This window comes from Amycolatopsis sp. NPDC003861, from assembly GCF_053605405.1.
Genome location: NZ_JBSGJD010000017.1, coordinates 22,851 through 40,023, shown reverse-complemented (window position 1 = coordinate 40,023; position 17,173 = coordinate 22,851). Strand labels below are relative to the sequence as shown.

14 protein-coding genes are annotated in these 17,173 nt (G+C 70.1%); 4 read left to right on the top strand and 10 right to left on the bottom strand.

What is annotated here, in order from left to right; all coding sequences use genetic code 11:
• Position 1: 1 nt before the first annotated feature.
• Positions 2 to 1,462: an MFS transporter gene (locus tag ACWEVN_RS07245; RefSeq protein WP_310967323.1), complete on the bottom strand. Its 1,461-nt coding sequence runs from the start codon at positions 1,460 to 1,462 to the stop codon at positions 2 to 4.
• Positions 1,463 to 1,548: 86 nt separating this feature from the next.
• On the opposite strand from ACWEVN_RS07245, the gene ACWEVN_RS07240 reads away from it, so the two are divergent.
• The gene (locus ACWEVN_RS07240; protein WP_452050600.1) at positions 1,549 to 1,923 is read left to right on the top strand and encodes a MarR family winged helix-turn-helix transcriptional regulator; all 375 of its coding nucleotides are present in this window, start codon (positions 1,549 to 1,551) and stop codon (positions 1,921 to 1,923) included.
• Positions 1,924 to 2,087: 164 nt separating this feature from the next.
• Here ACWEVN_RS07240 and ACWEVN_RS07235 read toward each other — a convergent pair whose 3' ends face one another.
• From ACWEVN_RS07235 to ACWEVN_RS07205, 7 genes are all read right to left on the bottom strand, one after another.
• Complete coding sequence (locus ACWEVN_RS07235; protein ID WP_452050599.1) at positions 2,088 to 3,437, bottom strand: trypsin-like peptidase domain-containing protein; 1,350 nt, start codon at positions 3,435 to 3,437, stop codon at positions 2,088 to 2,090.
• Between the two features lie 142 nt (positions 3,438 to 3,579).
• Positions 3,580 to 6,006 carry a GcvT family protein gene (locus ACWEVN_RS07230; protein ID WP_452050598.1) on the bottom strand — a complete coding sequence of 809 codons (2,427 nt, stop codon included), beginning with the start codon at positions 6,004 to 6,006 and terminating at the stop codon, positions 3,580 to 3,582.
• A gap of 13 nt (positions 6,007 to 6,019) precedes the next feature.
• Positions 6,020 to 6,862 (bottom strand): formyltetrahydrofolate deformylase, encoded by an 843-nt coding sequence (purU, locus tag ACWEVN_RS07225; RefSeq protein ID WP_452050597.1) that lies wholly within the window; start codon positions 6,860 to 6,862, stop codon positions 6,020 to 6,022.
• Complete coding sequence (locus ACWEVN_RS07220; RefSeq protein ID WP_449681075.1) at positions 6,859 to 7,326, bottom strand: sarcosine oxidase subunit gamma; 468 nt, start codon at positions 7,324 to 7,326, stop codon at positions 6,859 to 6,861. Before ACWEVN_RS07220 ends, purU begins: the two co-directional genes overlap by 4 nt.
• Positions 7,316 to 9,847: a 2Fe-2S iron-sulfur cluster-binding protein gene (locus ACWEVN_RS07215; protein WP_452050596.1), complete on the bottom strand. Its 2,532-nt coding sequence runs from the start codon at positions 9,845 to 9,847 to the stop codon at positions 7,316 to 7,318. Before ACWEVN_RS07215 ends, ACWEVN_RS07220 begins: the two co-directional genes overlap by 11 nt.
• A complete protein-coding gene (locus ACWEVN_RS07210; protein WP_452050595.1) occupies positions 9,844 to 10,122 on the bottom strand; it encodes a sarcosine oxidase subunit delta in 279 nt (92 codons plus the stop codon). The genes ACWEVN_RS07215 and ACWEVN_RS07210 overlap by 4 nt, the downstream gene beginning before the upstream one ends.
• Before the next feature lie 8 nt (positions 10,123 to 10,130).
• Entirely contained in the window at positions 10,131 to 11,342 is a 1,212-nt protein-coding gene (locus tag ACWEVN_RS07205) for a sarcosine oxidase subunit beta family protein (protein ID WP_449681078.1), read from the bottom strand.
• Positions 11,343 to 11,404: 62 nt separating this feature from the next.
• On the opposite strand from ACWEVN_RS07205, the gene ACWEVN_RS07200 reads away from it, so the two are divergent.
• A complete protein-coding gene (locus tag ACWEVN_RS07200) occupies positions 11,405 to 12,052 on the top strand; it encodes a GntR family transcriptional regulator (protein ID WP_449681079.1) in 648 nt (215 codons plus the stop codon).
• Between the two features lie 48 nt (positions 12,053 to 12,100).
• On the opposite strand, the gene ACWEVN_RS07195 is transcribed toward ACWEVN_RS07200, so the two are convergent.
• Together ACWEVN_RS07195 and ACWEVN_RS07190 are read right to left on the bottom strand one after the other, a co-directional pair.
• Positions 12,101 to 13,219, bottom strand: coding sequence for an aromatic ring-hydroxylating oxygenase subunit alpha (locus ACWEVN_RS07195; protein WP_452050594.1), 1,119 nt, complete (start codon positions 13,217 to 13,219; stop codon positions 12,101 to 12,103).
• Between the two features lie 239 nt (positions 13,220 to 13,458).
• On the bottom strand, positions 13,459 to 14,052 hold the full coding sequence (locus tag ACWEVN_RS07190) for a TetR/AcrR family transcriptional regulator (RefSeq protein ID WP_449681081.1): 594 nt from the start codon (positions 14,050 to 14,052) through the stop codon (positions 13,459 to 13,461).
• 40 nt (positions 14,053 to 14,092) lie between these two features.
• On the opposite strand from ACWEVN_RS07190, the gene ACWEVN_RS07185 reads away from it, so the two are divergent.
• Together ACWEVN_RS07185 and ACWEVN_RS07180 are read left to right on the top strand one after the other, a co-directional pair.
• The gene (locus ACWEVN_RS07185) at positions 14,093 to 15,559 is read left to right on the top strand and encodes an aldehyde dehydrogenase family protein (RefSeq protein WP_452050593.1); all 1,467 of its coding nucleotides are present in this window, start codon (positions 14,093 to 14,095) and stop codon (positions 15,557 to 15,559) included.
• A 36-nt stretch (positions 15,560 to 15,595) separates the two neighbouring features.
• The gene (locus ACWEVN_RS07180; protein WP_452050592.1) at positions 15,596 to 17,164 is read left to right on the top strand and encodes an amino acid permease; all 1,569 of its coding nucleotides are present in this window, start codon (positions 15,596 to 15,598) and stop codon (positions 17,162 to 17,164) included.
• Positions 17,165 to 17,173: the final 9 nt, after the last annotated feature.

Below are 17,173 nucleotides of genomic sequence, written 5' to 3'. Positions count from 1 at the left end.
CTCAGTCCGCGAGCGCCAGCAGGTCCTCCTGCGGCACGACCGGCTCCTCGGCCGGCCGCTTCCGGGCCACCAGGCCGCTGATCGCGATCAGCAGGCCCAGCACCGCGATCCCGGTGACCACGCTCAACGCCGGCGTCAGCCCGGTCAGCAGCGCGGCGGGCGAGGCTTCACGGCCGCCGTTGGCGGTCAGGACCGCCGTCACCACCGCGAGCCCGATCGCGCCGCCGACCTGCAGGGACGTGTTCAGCAGGCCGCCGGCCAGCCCCTGCTCGTCGTCCGCGATGCCGGCCGTGGCCTGGATGTTGAGTGACGAGAAGGCCAGCGTGAAGCCGATGCCCAGCAGGATCATGCTCGGCAGCACGCTGCCCGCGTACCCCGAGTGCTCGTCGATGCGCAGGAACAGCGCGTACCCGATGACGTGCGAGACCACGCCCGCGAAGATCGTGCGCGGCGTGCCGACCCGGTCGATCAGCGGCTCGATGCGCGGGGAGCCGAACGCCACGATCAGCGCCGCCGGCAGGAAGCCCAGCGCCGTCTGCAGCGCCGACCAGCCCAGGACCCGCTGCAGGTACAGCATCACGACGAACTGGAAGCCGATGTACGCGCCGAAGAACAGGGCGCCACCGAGGTTCGCGCGGGCCAGCGGGCCCGAGCGCAGGATGCCCAGGCGCAGCAACGGGTGACGGCTGCGCTTCTCGATGACCACGAACGTCACCAGCAGGGCGAGGGCGACGGCGAAAGTGATCAGCGTGCGCGGGGCCGCCCAGCCGATCTCCGGTGCCTCGACGACGCCGAACACCAGCAGCAGCGAGCCGGCCGCGCCGGTGATGGCACCCGGGAAGTCGTAGCCGCGGCCTTCTTCGGCGCGGTACGACGGGATCAGCTTCCACGCCGCCACCAGCGCGACCAGCGCGATCGGGGCGGGCAGCAGGAACGTCCAGCGCCAGCCGACTTCGGTCAGCAGGCCGGAGAACACCAGGCCGGCGGAGTAGCCGCTGGCGCCGAACACGGCGAAGATGCTGATCGCCTTGTTGCGGGCCGGGCCCTCCTGGAACGTCGTGGTGATGATGGACAGCGCGGCCGGCGCGGTGAAGGCGGCGGCCAGGCCCTTGATGAACCGGCTCGCGATGAGCAGGGCACCGTCGTCGACGAGGCCGCCGAGCAGCGAAGCCAGCGCGAACACGGCCACGGCGACGAGGAACACCCGGCGGCGGCCGAGCAGGTCGGCGGTGCGGCCGCCGAGCAGCAGCAGGCCGCCGTAGCCGAGGACGTACCCGCTGACGACCCATTGCAGCGCGTTGGTGGACAGGCCGAGGTCGGCCTGGATGGCCGGGAGCGCGACCCCGACCATCGACACGTCGAGCGCGTCGAGGCCGATGACGATCGAGACGGTGAGCAGGACACCCCAGAGACGTGCGTCCCACCGCGTTGAAGTGGTGGACAAGGACACGGAAGAGCTCATGACGGCGACATTACATGCACGCGCATTTAATGTCCAAGCATTTAATGCGCTTGCATCTGATGTCTGCGCATGCTAAGTTGGTCGCCGTGAGCGACGTCGCCGAGAAGGAACTGGTCCAGGAGTGGCACGAGCTGCTGGCCCGCTACTCGGCCGTGTTCGGCAAGCTGGAGTGCCGCCTCCAGGAGCGCCACGGCATCGGCGCGAACGAGTTCGAGGCCCTGGAGCGCGTCGCGACCGGCGAGTCCAAGTGCCGCTCGGCGGACCTCACCGAGGCGATCCACCTGAGCCAGAGCGCCACCTCCAGGCTGGTCGCCCGCCTGGAGAAGGAGGGCCTGGTCGAGCGAGCCCTGTGCGAGATGGACCGGCGCGGCATCTTCGTGACGATCACGGACGCCGGCCGCGAGAAGTACCTCGCGGCGAAGCAGACGCACCGCGAGGTACTGGCGGAATTCCTGCGCTAGCCGGTCGGGCCCTCGATCGCCTTCACCGGCCGGGGGCCATCAACGCATCGCTCGCCCCAGGCAACCAGACACAGCGGCGCGGGCCCGCGCACCCGGCACCGCACGGCCCCGCCCCACAACGGCCGCCCTGCCGCGACCACCCGACCAGCCACCGCACGAAGCGATCAGCCGGTCGGGCCCTCGATCGCCTTCACCTGGATCTGCTGCTGCCCGCCCGCAGCCCGGGTCACCGTCAACGTCAGCTGGTCGCCTGGGTGGTGGGTGTCCATCACGTTCGTCAACGTCGTCGCCGAGCTCACCGGCTTGCCGTCGATGGCCGTGATCACATCGCCCGCCACGAGGCCGGCCTTCTGGGCCGGGCCGCGCTGGACGACCTCGCGGACCCTGGCTCCTCCCTGGCCGTCCGTCACCGAGACGCCGATGAACGCCGTCTTGCCGATGTGGATCTTGTCCGTGGCCTGGCCCGCGACGATCTTGTGGGCGATGTCGACCGCCTGGTTGATCGGGATGGCGAACCCCTGGCCCGTGCCGCCGCTGCGGCGGCCGTTCAGCTGGTAGCCGGTCGAGGCCGCGGTGTTGACACCGATGACCTGGGCGTTCGCGTTGACGAGCGGGCCCCCCGAGTCACCTGACTCGATGTTCGCCCGGACCTGGATGAGCCCGGTGAGCTGCTCGGACGAGCCACTGGACTCGTCCGACGCCGTGATCGACTGGTCCAGGGCCGTCACCGTGCCCGGGGCCGGCACCGGGTCGCCGCCGCGGCCGCCCGCGTTGCCGAGGCCGAGGATCTGGTCGCCCACCTGGGTCGTCGACGAGTCGCCGATCGACGCCGTCGGCAGGCCGGAGGCGTCCCGCAGCTGCAGGACCGCGATGTCCTCGGTGCGGTCGTAGCCGACGACCTCCGCCTGGTACGTGTCGCCGGTGCCGATGCTGGTCACCTTGATGCTGGTCGCGCCGGCCACGACGTGGTTGTTGGTCAGCACCTCGCCGTCGGCCGTGAGCACGATGCCGGTGCCCGCCGCGGCCGCGCCCTGGAGCCCGAGCTCGGTGTTGATGTTCACGATCGCCGGGTTGACCTTGGCCGAGACGGCGTCGACGTCCAGGACCGTCTTGGCCTCGCTCGGCTGCCCGGAGAAGCCGAAGTTCTGGTTGCCGCCCGCGGTGGGCGCGTTCGCCCCGGAGATCAGGTGCCCGATCCCCAGCCCGGCGACCACGGCCAGCGCAATCGCGACGATCGCGACGCTCAGCGCGCGAACCGGGTGACGCTTGCGCGGCGGCTGGTAGGCGGGCTGCGGGTAGGCGTAGCCCGGCTGGGTGTAGGGCTGCTGCGGGTACGGGCGCCCCCACTGGTCACGCGGCTGCTCGTAGTAGCCCTGCTCCCCGGGCGGCCGGTACTCGTAGCCGGAGTCCTGCGGATACCCGTTCCGGCCGTAGAAGTCCGGCGAGTACCCGCCCTGGCCGTAGCCGTACGGGTACTCGCCGCCGCCCTGCGGTCCTCGGTCGTACTCGCTCATGCACAGCTCCAGCTCTCGACAAGCCTCCGGCCCTACCAGGAAACGCCTCGATCCTGAGAATTTCCTGGTGCGCTTCCATGGACTTGCTGTGGATTACCCGTTCGAGAGCCGGGCGTGACCCGACGTGACCGGCGTTACCCGCTCAGCGCCGGATCCGCTCCATGCCGGGGTCGACCAGTGGCTCGGCGGCCACGGTGGCCGCGACCCGGCGGCCGAAGTACTCGATCTCCACCCGGCTGCCGACGTCCGCCGACGCCGGGAGCCACGCGTAGGCGATCGGCCGCCCGACGGTGTACCCGTACGCCGCACTCGTGACGTACCCCGAGGCCACGCCGTCGACGAACACCGGTTCCTTGCCGAGCACGACCGTGCGGCCGTCGTCGATCGTCAGGCACCGCAGCCGCCGCGACGGCGTCCGGCCCTCGATCGCCTCCCGGCCCAGGAAGCCGCCCTTCGCCGGGCGCACGGCGAAGTCGACGCCGGCCTCATACGGGTCGTGCTCGGTCGTCATGTCCGTGCCCCACAGCCGGTAGCCCTTCTCCAGCCGCAGGCTGTTGAACGCCGCCCGCCCGGCCGCGATGACGCCGAGGGGCTGCCCGGCCGCCCACAGCGCGTCCCACAGCCGCAGGCCGTTGTCCGCGCCGGTGTAGATCTCCCAGCCGAGTTCGCCCACATAGGACAGTCGCATCGCGACCACCGGCACCCCGGCGATCCGCGCCTTGCGCGCCCGGAAGTACTTGAGCCCAGCGTGCGAGAAGTCCTCACGGGACAGCGGCTGCACGAGATCGCGCGCCAGCGGCCCCCACACGCCGAGGCAGCACGTCCCGCCGGTGGTGTCCCGGACCCGCACCCCGGCCGGCGCGTGCTTGACGAAGTGGTCGACGTCGATGTTGCCGTTGATCCCGACCTGGAACACCTCGGGCTCGAGCCGCGCCACCGTGACGTCGCTGCGGATGCCTCCGGCGTTGTCCAGCATCAAGGTGTACGTCACCGAGCCGACCGACTTGTCCAGCTGGTTGGTGGTCAGCGACTGCAGGAATTCGAGGGATCCCGGGCCGCTGATCTCCACGCGCTTGAGCGGCGTCATGTCGTAGAGCGCGACGCCGTTGCGCGTCTGCCACGCTTCGGCCGCCGCGATCGGCGAGTGGAACTGCGCCGACCACGCGTCCCGCGCCGGCGGGTGGGCGTCGTGCGGCAGCTTCTTGAGCAAGGGCGCGTTGGCCTCGAACCAGTGCGGCCGCTCCCAGCCGCCCGCCTCCAGGAACACCGCGCCCAGCTCCCGCTGCCGCGCGTGGAACGGCGTCACGCGCAGGTCGCGCGGGGACAGTTTGGGCTGCAACGGGTGCAGGATGTCGTAGACCTCGACGAAGTTCTGCTGCGCCGTCTCGTGGACGTACGAGGGCGCGAGCTGGACCTCCTCGAAGCGGTGGACGTCGATGTCGTGGGTGTCCACTTCGGAATGCCCGGCGACGAGCAGTTCGGCGACCGCCTTGGCGATGCCCGCCGAGTGCGTCACCCAGATCGCCTCGGCGAGCCAGAACCCGCGGACGTCGGCCGACTCGCCGACCAGCGACTGGCCGTCCGGGGTGAAGGAAAAGATGCCGTTGAAGCCCTCCTCGACCTTGGTCTGCCGCAGCGCGGGCAGGAGCAACTGGCTCTGTTCCCACGACGGCGCGAAGTCGTCCTCGGTGAAGGGCAGCATGGACGGCATGGCCGTCTCGGTCACCGCCGGATCCAAAGTGGACTCGTCGACCGGCATGGGCCGGTGGGCGTAGGAACCGATGCCGAGCCGGTCGCCGTGTTCGCGGAAGTACAGGTCCTGATCCTGGTGGCGCAGAATCGGCAGGCTCGCTTCGACCTCGTCGGTGGTGCGCCCGACGAGTTCGGCGACCTGCCCGGTCTTGACGTACTGGTGGGCCAGCGGCAGCAGCGGGACGTCCATGCCGGCCATCGCGCCGATCTCGCGGCCCCAGAACCCGGCGCACGAGACGACGACGTCGGCCAGGAAGTCGCCCTGGTCGGTCCGGACGCCGGTGACCCGCCCGCCCTCTTGCAGAACATCGGTGACCCGCGTGGAACCGATGAACCGGGCGCCCCGCGAACCCGCGCGTGCGGCCAGCACCTCGACGGCCTTGGCGGCCCGCGCGAGCCCGTCGGTCGGGACGTGCAGCGCGCCGAAGATCCGCGAACCGTCCAGGAGCGGCCACCGCTCGACACACTCGGAGGCGTCGATCAGCGCGCCCGGCACGCCCCACGACGTCGCCCAGCCGTGCTTGCGCTTGAGGTCCTCCCAACGCGCCGGGGTGGTCGCCACCTCCATGCCGCCGACCTGGAGGAAGCAGTCCAGCTCCAGGAACTTCGCCACGGTGTACTTCGCGAAGTCCGTCATCGCCTTGGACGCGTTGGTCTGGAACACCAGGCCGGGCGCGTGCGAGGTGGATCCGCCGGTGCGCGGCAACGGGCCCCGGTCGAGCACGGTGACGTCGGTCCAGCCGCGGGCGGTCAGCTCGTCGGCCAGGTTCGCGCCGACGATGCCGGCGCCGATGATCACGACCTTCGGTGCACTCATGGCGGAACTCCTTCTACCGGAAGACGACGGTGCTGTTGCCGTTGAGCAGGACGCGGCGTTCGCAGTGCCAGCGGACCGCGCGCGAGAGGGCGAGCGCTTCGGCGTCCCGGCCGACGGTCACGAGCTCGCGCGGCGAGTACGTGTGGTCGACCCGCTGCACCTCCTGCTCGATGATCGGGCCCTCGTCGAGGTCGGGCGTGACGTAGTGCGCGGTCGCGCCGACGTACTTGACGCCGCGGTCGTAGGCCTGGTGGTAGGGCTTGGCGCCCTTGAACCCGGGCAGGAACGAGTGGTGGATGTTGATCGCGCGGCCTTCGAGCTTCTGGCACAGCTCGTTGGACAGGACCTGCATGTACCGGGCGAGCACGACGAGATCGGCGGAGTACTTCCCGACCAGGTCGAGCAGCCGCTGCTCGGCCTCCGGCTTGGTGTCCGGCGTGACCGGGACGTGCACGAACGGCACCCCGGCCGCCTCGGCCATCGGCCGCAGGTCCTCGTGGTTCGAGACGACCACCGCGATCTCGGCGCCGAGGCCGCCCGCGCGCGAGCGGAAGAGCAGGTCGTTGAGGCAGTGCCCGAACTTCGACACCATCACGAGGACCCGCGGCGGGGTGCCGTCGGAGAAGCCGAACTCCATGCCGAAGTCGCCGGCCACCGGGGCGAACGCCCGGGTCAGGTCGTCCACTGTGGCCGGTTCGGTGCAGGTGAAGGACGTGCGCAGGAACAGCGAGCCGCGGACGTCGTCGTCGAACTGCTGGTGCTCGACGATGTCGCAGCCCTGCCCGACCAGGAACGTCGTGACGGCGTGGACGATGCCCGAGCGTTCCGGGCACTTGAGCGTCAGGGTGAAGGTCACGGGACGTACTCCAGACTCGCGTCGGCCAGCCAGGCCCGGAAGTAGTCCGAAAAGGACTGCCGGACGAGGATCGTGTAGCCCTCGTCTCGGACCATCAGCACGATGCCGGTGCGCGCGAACAGCGTCTGGACGCAGGTGCCCGGCGGCGACACCGCCAGGTCGATCGAGCACCCGTGCGCCAGCACGTCGGCCGCGTGCGACCCGGTGAGCCGCACGACGTTCCGCTGCGCCGAGACATCCACCACGGCGTCGCATTCACGAGAGAGCACCGCTTCCAATTCGGCCTGGCGGCCGGGTTCGGCGAGGACGAGGTATTCGTCGGGGCCCATCCAGAGGATTTCGACGTCGTTGCCGCTGGTGAAGGTGCACGCACCGGGCAGCGGGACGCCGAGGAGCGACTCGCCCTCGCGGAGGCGGACGGTGAGCTGGGTGCGGAACGGTTCGTCGACCGCGTCAACCGTCACGGCGGGCTCCTTCCTTGTCGAAGAGGACGGATTCGGTCACGGTCACCGGCACCACCTGGTCCCCGACCGGCACGTACAGCGTCTCGCCGATCCGCTCCCGGCCGGAGCGCACCAGGGCGAGCGCGAAGGTGCGGCCGAGGGCGGCGCTGTCGTAGCTGGAGGTGACGTGGCCGAGCATCCGCACCGGCGGCTCGGGCACGGTCTCGGATTCGATGATCTGCGAGCCTTCGGGCAGCAGCACCGACGGATCGACCGGCAACAGGCCGACGAATTGCTTGCGGTCGGGCCGATTGTTCTCCGCGCGGGCGAACGAGCGCTTGCCGATGAAGTCGGCTTTCTTCTTCGACACCGCCCACGACATGCCGAGGTCCTGTGGGGTGACCGTGCCGTCGGTGTCCTGGCCGATGATCGGGTAGCCCTTCTCGGCGCGCAGGACGTGCATGGTCTCGGTGCCGTACGGCGTCGCCCCCTGGTCCACGATGGCCTGCCAGAGCGCCGGTCCGTGCCACGACGGGACGTTGATCTCGTAGGCCAGCTCACCGGAGAAGCTGATCCGGCAGACGCGCGCCGGCAGGCCGGCGACCTCGGCGTCCTGCCAGGTCATGAACCCGAAGGCCTCGTTGGAGACGTCGAGGCCCGGCGCCAGGCGGCCGAGGACTTCCCGCGAGCGCGGGCCGACCAGCGGGATCGTGGTCCAGTGCTCGGTGACCGAGGTCGCGTAGACGCGCCGGTGCGGCCACTCCGTCTGGAGCCACTCCTCCATCCATTCGAGGACCTTCGCCGCGTTGCCGGTGGTCGTGGTGACCAGGAACCGCTCCTCGCCGACGCGGATCACGGTCCCGTCGTCGAGCACCATGCCGTCGACGCCGCACATCACGCCGTAGCGGATCCGGCCGACCTTCAGGGTGCTCATCAGGTTCGTGTAGAGCATGTCGAGGAACCAGCCCGCGTCCGGACCCTGGACGTCGATCTTGCCCAGGGTGGACCCGTCCATGCACGCGACGTCGTTGCGGGCCGCGCGGCACTCGCGTTTCACGGCGTCGGCCATCGACTCGCCGGGCCGCGGGTAGTACCACGGCCGCTTCCACTGGCCGACGTTCTCGAACTCGGCGCCGTGCTCGACGTGCCACGGGTGGATCGTCGTGACGCGCACGGGATCGTGCAGCTCGCCGCGGTTCCGCCCGGCCAGCGCGGCGAACGGCACCGGCGTGTACGGCGGCCGGAACGTCGTCGGACGGCGGTCGGCGAGGTCGACGCCCAGCGCCTCGGCGGTGATGCCGGCGGCGAGCATGCCGGACGTCTTGCCCTGGTCGTGCGCGGTGCCGATGGTCGTGTACCGCTTGACGTGCTCCAGCGAGCGCAGCCCGGCACCGGTGGCACGCAGGACGTCGGACACCGTGGCGTCGCGCTGCTGGTCGACGAACCGGGTGTCCACTTCGGACTCCGGTGCGGGCACCTGCCAGAGCACCTCGGTCTCCGGCAGTCCTTCGCCCGCGGCCGCGCCCACGACGGTCACGTTCGGCAGGTCGCCGGCCGGGACGTAGGCACCGAGTTCCGGGGCGTACCGGAGGGTGCCGCGAGCCTGGCTGTAGAGGTGCACGGCCGGGTTCCAGCCGCCGGAGACGAGCAGCAGGTCGCACTCGACCCGCTCCCCTTGCAGCTCGCCCAGCTTGGCGACGTGGGCGGCCGTGATGTGGGTGTCGCCGCCGGTGCCGATGACGCCGCGGCCCTCGCGGGCGTCGACGATCCGCACGATCTCGGCCCCGGCCGCCGCCAGGTCGGAGGCGGCTTCGTAGGCGGAGTCGTTGGTGGTGAACACGACCACGCGCCGCCCGGCGAGGACGCCGTACCGGTTCAGGTACGTGCGCGCGGCCGAAGCGAGCATGATGCCGGGGCGGTCGTTGTCCGGGAAGACGATCGGCCGCTCGTGCGCACCGGTGGCGACGACGATCCGCTTCGCCCGGATCCGCCACACCCGCTGCCGCGAGATGCGCTCCGGAGGTTCGCCCCGGCGCTCCAGGGCGAGCACGAACCCGTCGTCGTAGATGCCGAACGCCGTGGTGCGCGAGAGGAACCGGACACCCTCCGGCGCCTCGCCGTCGGGCTGGTCGTCCACGAGCAGGACCCGGCCTTCCGCCGCAGCGGCGGCGGCTCGCCCGGCGGGGCCGGCGCCGATGACCAGGACGTCGCAGTGGGCGTGCTTGGCGTCGTACCGCGCCGGGTCCGGTTCGGTGGCCAGGCGGCCCTGACCACGCAGGCCACGGGCTTCCAGGCCGTCGTACAGCTCGACCGTCGTCGCCGAAAGCATCGGCTCGGGGAACGGCTTTTCGATCTGCACCAGGGCGTTCGCATCCTCGACGCCGGCGCCCATGATGCCGCGCGGCCGGCCGTACTTGATGCTGGTCGCCACGTGGTGGATGCCGTTGGCCAGCAACGCGGACGCCAGGGTGTCGCCGAGGTAACCGGTCAGTTCCCGGCCGTCGAAGGTGAACTTGAGCGGAACGCCGGACAGCCGGGTCATGAGATCACCGGCCGGGGCTCGTCGAGGCGATAGACCGCCCGGAGGTCGTGGGTACGGGTGTCGCGGACGGCGTTGAACCACCGGCGGCAACCCGCGGAGTGGCTCCACCGCTCGGCAAACGGCCCGCTCGGGTTGTCGCGGAAGAAGACGAACTTCGCCCACTCCTCGTCCGACAGTGCCGAGGGATCCGCCGGGTAGGCGACGTGCGCTTGGCCGCCGTAGTGGAACTCGGCTTCCTCGCGCGGCCCGCACCACGGGCAAGGGATCAGCTGCATCGAAGCTCCTAGTGGGCCACGGCGGCGGCGCCGTGCTCGTCGACGAGGGCACCGGTGGTGAACCGGTCGAGGGCGAAGGGCTCGGCGTACTCGTGCGGCTTCCCGCGCGCGATGGTCCGCGCGAAGACGTCCCCGACACCGGGGGTGGCCTTGAAGCCGCCGGTGCCCCAGCCGCAGTTGAGGAACAGGTTCTCCACCGGCGTCAGGCCGATGATCGGGGACGCGTCCGGGCTGGTGTCGACGATCCCGGCCCAGGTCCGCAGCAGGTGCGCCCGCGCGAACACCGGGAACAGCTCCAGCGCGGCCGCCATCTGCTGCTCGATGATGTGGAACGAACCGCGCTGACCGTAGCCGTTGTAAGAGTCGATACCGGCGCCCATCACGAGTTCGCCCTTGTGCGCCTGGGAAACGTAGACGTGCACGGCGTTCGACATGACGACCGTCGGGTGGATCGGCTCCAGCAGCTCGGACACCAGCGCCTGCAACGGGTGCGACGTCAGCGGCAGGTCGAGACCCACCATGCGGGCCAGCACCGACGTGTGCCCGGCCGCGCACAGCGCCACCTTGCCCGCGGCGATCCGGCCCCTCGACGTCTCGACGCCGGTGACCCGCCCGCCGCTCGTGGTGATGCCGGTGACCTCGCAGTTCTGGATGAGGTCGACGCCCATCTCGTGCGCCGCGCGGGCGAATCCCCAGGCCACGTAGTCGTGCTTCGCGATGCCCGCGCGCGGCTGGAAGGTCGCGCCGAGCACCGGGTAGCGGACGTCCGGCGAGGTGTTGACGATCGGGCAGATCTCCTTGACGCCGTCGGCGTCCACCCACTCGGCGTCGATGCCGTTGAGCTTGTTGGCCTCGACGCGCCGGACGCTGTCGCGGACGTCCTGCAGGCTGTGCGCCAGGTTCAGCACCCCGCGCTGGCTGAACAGGATCGGGTAGCCGAGGTCCTCTTCGAGGCCTTCCCACAGCTTGAGGGAGTGCTCGTAGATGCCGGAGCTCTCGTCCCAGAGGTAGTTGGAGCGGATGATCGTGGTGTTGCGGGCCATGTTGCCGCCGGCGAGCCAGCCCTTTTCGAGCACGGCGACGTTCGTGACACCCTGCTTGGCCAGGTAGTACGCGGTGGCGAGGCCGTGCCCGCCGCCACCGACGATGACCACGTCGTAGCTCTTGCGCGGCTCGGGGTTGTCCCAGAGGAAGTCCGGGTGCTCCGGCAGATCGGTCATCGAGCGTCCTCCGAGGACTGGTCGACTTCTGATATATCAATCGTCGATGTAGGCTAAGCGCCATGCACCCGCAGGTCAATCCCCCGTCGCTGGCCGAACAGGCGTACCTGTTCGTCCGTGATCGCTTGGTCATGCTGGACATCCCGCCGGGTTCGCCGCTCAACGAGGAGGAGCTCGGCACCGCACTCGGCATGGGCCGGACGCCGATCCGCGAGGCGCTGAAGCGGCTGGAGTCCGAACGGCTGGTCGTCGCCTACCCGCGGCGCGGGACGTTCGCCACCGACGTCAACATCTCCGACCTCGCGCACATCTCCGAGGTCCGGCGCACCCTCGAACCGATGGCGACGGCCGCCGCGGCCGAACGCGCGACCGAAGCCGACCGGGCCGCGCTGACCGAGCTGCGCGCGCAGCTCGACGCGGGTGCCCCGGACCGGGGCAACGCCGAACTGCTGCGCACCGACCTCGCCCTGCACCGGGCGATCTACCGGTGCGTGCACAACCCGTTCCTCGAGGACACGCTGATCCGGTACGACAACCTGGCCACCCGGATCTGGTGCGTGTTCGTGCCCCGGCTGTCCGGGATGGCCGGCCACGTCGACGAGCACGTCCCGCTCCTCACCGCGATCATCGAGGGTGACGCCGAAAAGGCGGCCGCGTTGACGCAGGCGCACGTCACCGGGTTCGAGGCCGCCATCCGCGCGCTGATCTGAGCCCAAGCCCTCGTGAGTGGTAAGGCGGGTTAGAACCCGCCTTACCACTCACGACAGGCGGGTGCGGACCCAGTCGTGGAACGCGCCGATGTGGTGCTCACTGGGCACGAGCACACCCCCGTTGGCGTACGACCGCGAGTCCATCGCGAGCTGGCAGCGTTCGCACGCCTCGAAGTCCTGCAGGTTGACCCGGTGGAACAGCTCGACCGACCGGCTCAGGTCGCGGCCCGAGGAAACCACCTCGGGCAGGTACAGCCAGTCGCAGCGGACCAGCGTCCGGTCCGGGGCCAGGGGGAACATCCGGTGCAGGATGACGTGGTCCGGGACGAGGTTGACGAACACGCCCGGCTTGATGGTGATCGCGTAGTACTTGCGGTCCTGCGCTTCGGTGACGCCGGGGAGGCGGTCGACGCCTTCGCTGCCGTCGACGGTGAAGCCCTTGATGTCGCCGCCGAATTCGGCGCCGTGGCCGACGTAGTACTGCGCGGCGTACCCGTCGGCGAACTCCGGGAGGACCTCGGTGAGCTCGGGGTGGATCGTCGCGCAGTGGTAGCACTCCATGAAGTTCTCGATGATCTGCTTCCAGTTCGCCTTCACGTCGTACTCGATGCGCTTGCCCAGCGCGAGGCCGTCGATGCCGTAGGCGTCGATCTCGGTCGGGCCGCCGAGCCGTTCGGTGACGGCGCCGATCACGGTCTCTTCGAACGACGGCGGCTCGCCGGCCAGGCAGACCCAGGCGTAGCCGAGCCATTCCCGCAGGTGGACCTTCGTCAGGCCGAACTCGGTGCGGTCGACGTCCGGCATGCCGGTGAGGTTCGGCGCGGCGATCAGCTTGCCGTCGAGGCCGTACGTCCAGGCGTGGTACGGGCACTGGAAAGCGCGCTTGACGGTACCGGTTTCGGACGTGCAGAGCCGGGCGCCGCGGTGGCGGCAGACGTTGAGGAACGCGCTGAGTTTGCCGTCCCGGCCCCGCGAGACGAGCACGCTCTCCTTGCCGATCTGGACCGTCTCGAACGCTCCCGGCCCGGCGAGGTCGGCGCTGCGCACGGCGCAGAACCAGTCCGCCTCGAAGATCTTCGCCTGTTCGGCCGCGAAGATCGCCGGGTCGGTGTAGGCGGCGCCGGGCAGGGTGGCGAGCAGGCTCGGCGGGAGATCGATTGCGGTCACCGGCGTGGTCCTCTCCGCGGATCAGTTCGGGAGTAGTTGCGCAGAACGCGTCTTGTTGCTCACTCCGGAACAGAGTGACTGCTGCTCGGACCGCCTGTCAACCCAAGCTTTTCAGTGCCCCGCCACGGCTTTCACCCACACGGCGGGACGAAACCCGTAACTCGCGTGATCAGAACCCGCACTCGCGTGATGGAGGACGTAACTCGCGAGTCACGTCCCCCATCACGCGAGTCACGTCTTCAATCACGCGAGCGCGGAGTTGCGGGGCCGTCGATGGCGCGGCGGAAGAGGGTTTCGATCTCGTCGCGGGTGGGGCGGGGGTCGGCCAGCGCGGCTTGCATGAGGAGGCCGCAGAACAACCCGGCCAGGAGACGGCCGGTGAGCGGGTCCGTCCGGGAGCCGAAGAACGCGATCAGGGCGTCGTCCCAGGCCGCGCTCGCCTTGCGCAGGGCCGGCCGGTGCAGGGCCGCGACGTACAGGTCGTACTCCACGACGGTGTCCCGGTACTGCTCGTTGATGTAGCCCATCACCAGGTCGGCGAGCGCGGCGGCGAAGTCGGCGTCCGGCGGGAGCGCGGACTCCCACTCCTTCAGCGCGTGGACGTTCTTCTCGGCCGCCTCGTGCAGGGCGACCTCGAGGAGGTCGTCCAGGGTCGCGAAGTGATAGGTCGTCGAGCCGAGCGGGACGCCGGCCGCGGCCGCCACCGACCGGTGCGTGACGCCGTCGATCCCCCGCTGCGCGACCACCTCGATCGCCGCCTGGGCGATCCGCGCGCGCCGCTCGGGGTCGTTCGGACCGCGGCGCCGCGTCGCGCCGGGTTCGCTCTTCGCCATCGAGCCCCCTTGTGGACATCTGTACACACTTCGCGTACAAATGTACGCACTCTCGACGCGAAGCAGCCACTACCGCTCCGGGAAGGGCCGCATGTTCGATGTGCTCAACCCCGCCACCGGCCAGGTCATCGAGACCCTCGCCGAGGCGGGCGACCAGGAGGTCGGCGCCGCGGTCGAAGCTGCCCGAACGGCCTTCGACCAGGGTCCCTGGCGCCGGACCACCGCCGGCGAACGCGCGCAGCTCCTCCGCAGGACCGCCGATCTGCTGGTCCGCGACCGCGAGGAGCTGGCCCGCACCGAGAGCCTCGACACGGGCAAGACGCTCGGCGAAGGCCGGATCGACATCGACGACGTGACGAACGTCTTCCGCTACTACGCCGACCTCGCCGACAAGGAGGCCGGACGCCTGGTCGACGCGGGCAGCGCGACCGTCGTCAGCCGGATCGTGCACGAACCGGTCGGCGTCTGCGCCCTCATCGCGCCCTGGAACTACCCCCTGCTCCAGATGTCCTGGAAGGTCGCGCCCGCCCTCGCCGCCGGCAACACCGTGGTGCTCAAACCCAGCGAAGTCACCCCGCTGACCACGATCAAGCTCGTCGCCCTGCTGGAAGAAGCGGGCGTGCCGGACGGTGTGGTCAACCTCCTGCTCGGCGACGGCCGCGTCGGCGCGGCGATGGTCGAGCACCCGGGCGTCGACCTGGTCTCGTTCACCGGCGGCTACTCGACCGGCGAGAAGATCATGACGGCCGCCGCGAAGGGCGTCCGCCGGGTCGCCCTCGAGCTCGGCGGCAAGAACCCGAACGTCGTCTTCGACGACGCCGGCTACGAAACCGCCCTCGACTACGCCCTGATGGCCGCCTTCGTCCATTCCGGACAGGTCTGCTCGGCGGGCGCCCGGCTGATCGTCCAAGACGGAATCCACGACCGGTTCGTCGCCGACCTCGCCGCACGCGCCGACCGCATCCGCGTCGGCGACGGCCTGGACCCGGCGACCGAGACGGGCCCGCTCGTCTCGGCGCAGCACCGCGCCAAGGTCGAGAGCTACCTCGAAGGCGCTCTCAAGGACGGCGCGACGCTGCGAGCGGGTGGCAAGCGTCCCGAAGGACCCGAGTACGAAGGCGGTTTCTTCCTGCGCCCCACCGTGTTCTCCGACTGCACCAGGGACATGACGATCGTCCGGGAAGAGGTCTTCGGCCCGGTCGTCACCGTGGAACGGTTCACCGACGAGGCCGAAGCCATCGCGCTGGCCAACGACACCGAGTACGGGCTCGCCGGAGCCGTGTGGACGTCGGACGCGTCCCGCGCCCAGCGGGTCGCCGGGGCCCTGCGCCACGGCACCGTGTGGATCAACGACTACCACCCCTACCTGCCGCAGGCGGAGTGGGGTGGTTTCGGCAGATCGGGCATCGGCCGCGAACTCGGGCCGTCCGGGCTGGCCGAGTACCAGGAGAGCAAGCACATCTACCAGAACATCGATCCCGCTCCGCAGCACTGGTTCAAGGGCTGAACCCACCCCTTCCCCCACCACGTGAGGACGCACGCGATGACCACTCAGGAAAAACCGGCGGGCGGGGGGCCTGCTCCCGACGACAGCTCCGAACTCGAGAAGTTCGGCTACCGCCAGGAACTCGAGCGCTCGCTCGGCTCGTTCTCCAGTTTCGCCGCCGGGTTCAGCTACATCTCGATCCTGACCGGGGTGTTCCAGCTCTTCTTCTTCGGCTTCGGGTCGGGTGGCCCGGCCTTCATCTGGACCTGGCCGCTGGTCTTCATCGGCCAGTTCGCCGTCGCCCTGTGCTTCGCCGAGCTCGCCGGGCAGTTCCCGCTCGCCGGCTCGGTGTACCAGTGGGCCAAGCAGATCGCGAAACCGGCGACGTCGTGGCTGGCCGGCTGGATCATGATCATCGGCGCGATCGTCACGGCGGCGGCCGTCGCGGTCGCCTACCAGATCATCCTGCCGCAGGTCTCGACCGCGTTCCAGATCGTCGGCAGCGACGAAGACGCCGGTCTGACGTCGACCCCCGGCGGCGCGCAGAACGCCATCATCCTGGCCCTGGTGCTGGTCGTGTTCGCCACGATCGTCAACATCATCGGCGTCAAGCTGATGGCGAAGATCAACAACTTCGGCGTCGCGGTGGAGCTCGGCGCGAGCATCCTCCTCGTGATCGCGCTGGCCATCCACATCAAACGCGGCCCCGGCCTCGTGTTCGACACCGCCGGCACCGGCGAGGGTCACTCGTTCGGGTACCTCGGGGCGTTCCTGGTGGCGTCGTTGATGAGCGCGTACGTCTTCTACGGCTTCGACACCGCGGGCTCGCTGGCCGAGGAGACCACCCAGCCGCGGCGGCACGCGCCGCGCGCGATCCTGCGCGCCATCACCGCCGCGTTCATCGTGGGCGGGCTGATCATGCTGTTCGGCATGATGGCCGTCGGCGACCTGAGTGCCAAGGAGCTGAGCACGTCCGGCATGCCGTACCTGCTGAAGAGCACCCTCGGCGAAGGGCTCGGCGATGCCTTCCTGATCTGCTCGGCGATCGCCATCACCGTCTGCTGCCTGGCCGTGCAGACCGCGGCGATCCGGATGACCTGGGCGATGGCCCGCGACGGCCGCCTGCCGTTCAGCCATGCGATGGCGAAGGTGTCGCCGCGGTCCAAGACGCCGGTGCTGCCCGCGCTGCTGACCGGCGGCCTCACCGTCGTCGTGCTGCTGATCAACCTCGGCAACCAGCGGGCGTTCTTCATCCTGACCTCGACGGCGATCATCCTGTTCTACATCCCCTACCTGATGGTCACCGGCCCGATGCTGGTGCGCCGCCTGCGCGGGCACTGGCCACGGCCGGAGCATGGGCCGTACTTCAAGCTGGGCCGCTGGGGCACGCTGGTCAACCTGGTCGCGGTGCTCTACGGCGCGGCCATGACGATCAACCTGATCTGGCCCCGCGCCGAGGTCTACGGCGACGACCACTGGTACTTCCAGTGGGGCGCGGTGATCGTCACCGGGCTGATCGTGATCATCGGTGCGATCATGCTGTACGTCCGGCGCCGCACCTGGGGCTCGTCGCACACGAGCCCCGAGCACATGCCCGACAACGCCCCGGATTCGCTGCCTGGCTGAGGAGGCTCC

Coding starts and splice junctions, on each gene's coding strand:
- ACWEVN_RS07190 (WP_449681081.1), bottom strand. CDS start 14,052: ATGGCGAAGAGCGAACCCGGCGCGACGCGGCGCCGCGGTCCGAACGAC.
- ACWEVN_RS07200 (WP_449681079.1), top strand. CDS start 11,405: ATGCACCCGCAGGTCAATCCCCCGTCGCTGGCCGAACAGGCGTACCTG.
- ACWEVN_RS07245 (WP_310967323.1), bottom strand. CDS start 1,462: ATGAGCTCTTCCGTGTCCTTGTCCACCACTTCAACGCGGTGGGACGCA.
- ACWEVN_RS07210 (WP_452050595.1), bottom strand. CDS start 10,122: ATGCAGCTGATCCCTTGCCCGTGGTGCGGGCCGCGCGAGGAAGCCGAG.
- ACWEVN_RS07185 (WP_452050593.1), top strand. CDS start 14,093: ATGTACGCACTCTCGACGCGAAGCAGCCACTACCGCTCCGGGAAGGGC.
- ACWEVN_RS07180 (WP_452050592.1), top strand. CDS start 15,596: ATGACCACTCAGGAAAAACCGGCGGGCGGGGGGCCTGCTCCCGACGAC.
- ACWEVN_RS07230 (WP_452050598.1), bottom strand. CDS start 6,006: ATGAGTGCACCGAAGGTCGTGATCATCGGCGCCGGCATCGTCGGCGCG.
- ACWEVN_RS07235 (WP_452050599.1), bottom strand. CDS start 3,437: ATGAGCGAGTACGACCGAGGACCGCAGGGCGGCGGCGAGTACCCGTAC.
- ACWEVN_RS07215 (WP_452050596.1), bottom strand. CDS start 9,847: ATGACCCGGCTGTCCGGCGTTCCGCTCAAGTTCACCTTCGACGGCCGG.
- ACWEVN_RS07205 (WP_449681078.1), bottom strand. CDS start 11,342: ATGACCGATCTGCCGGAGCACCCGGACTTCCTCTGGGACAACCCCGAG.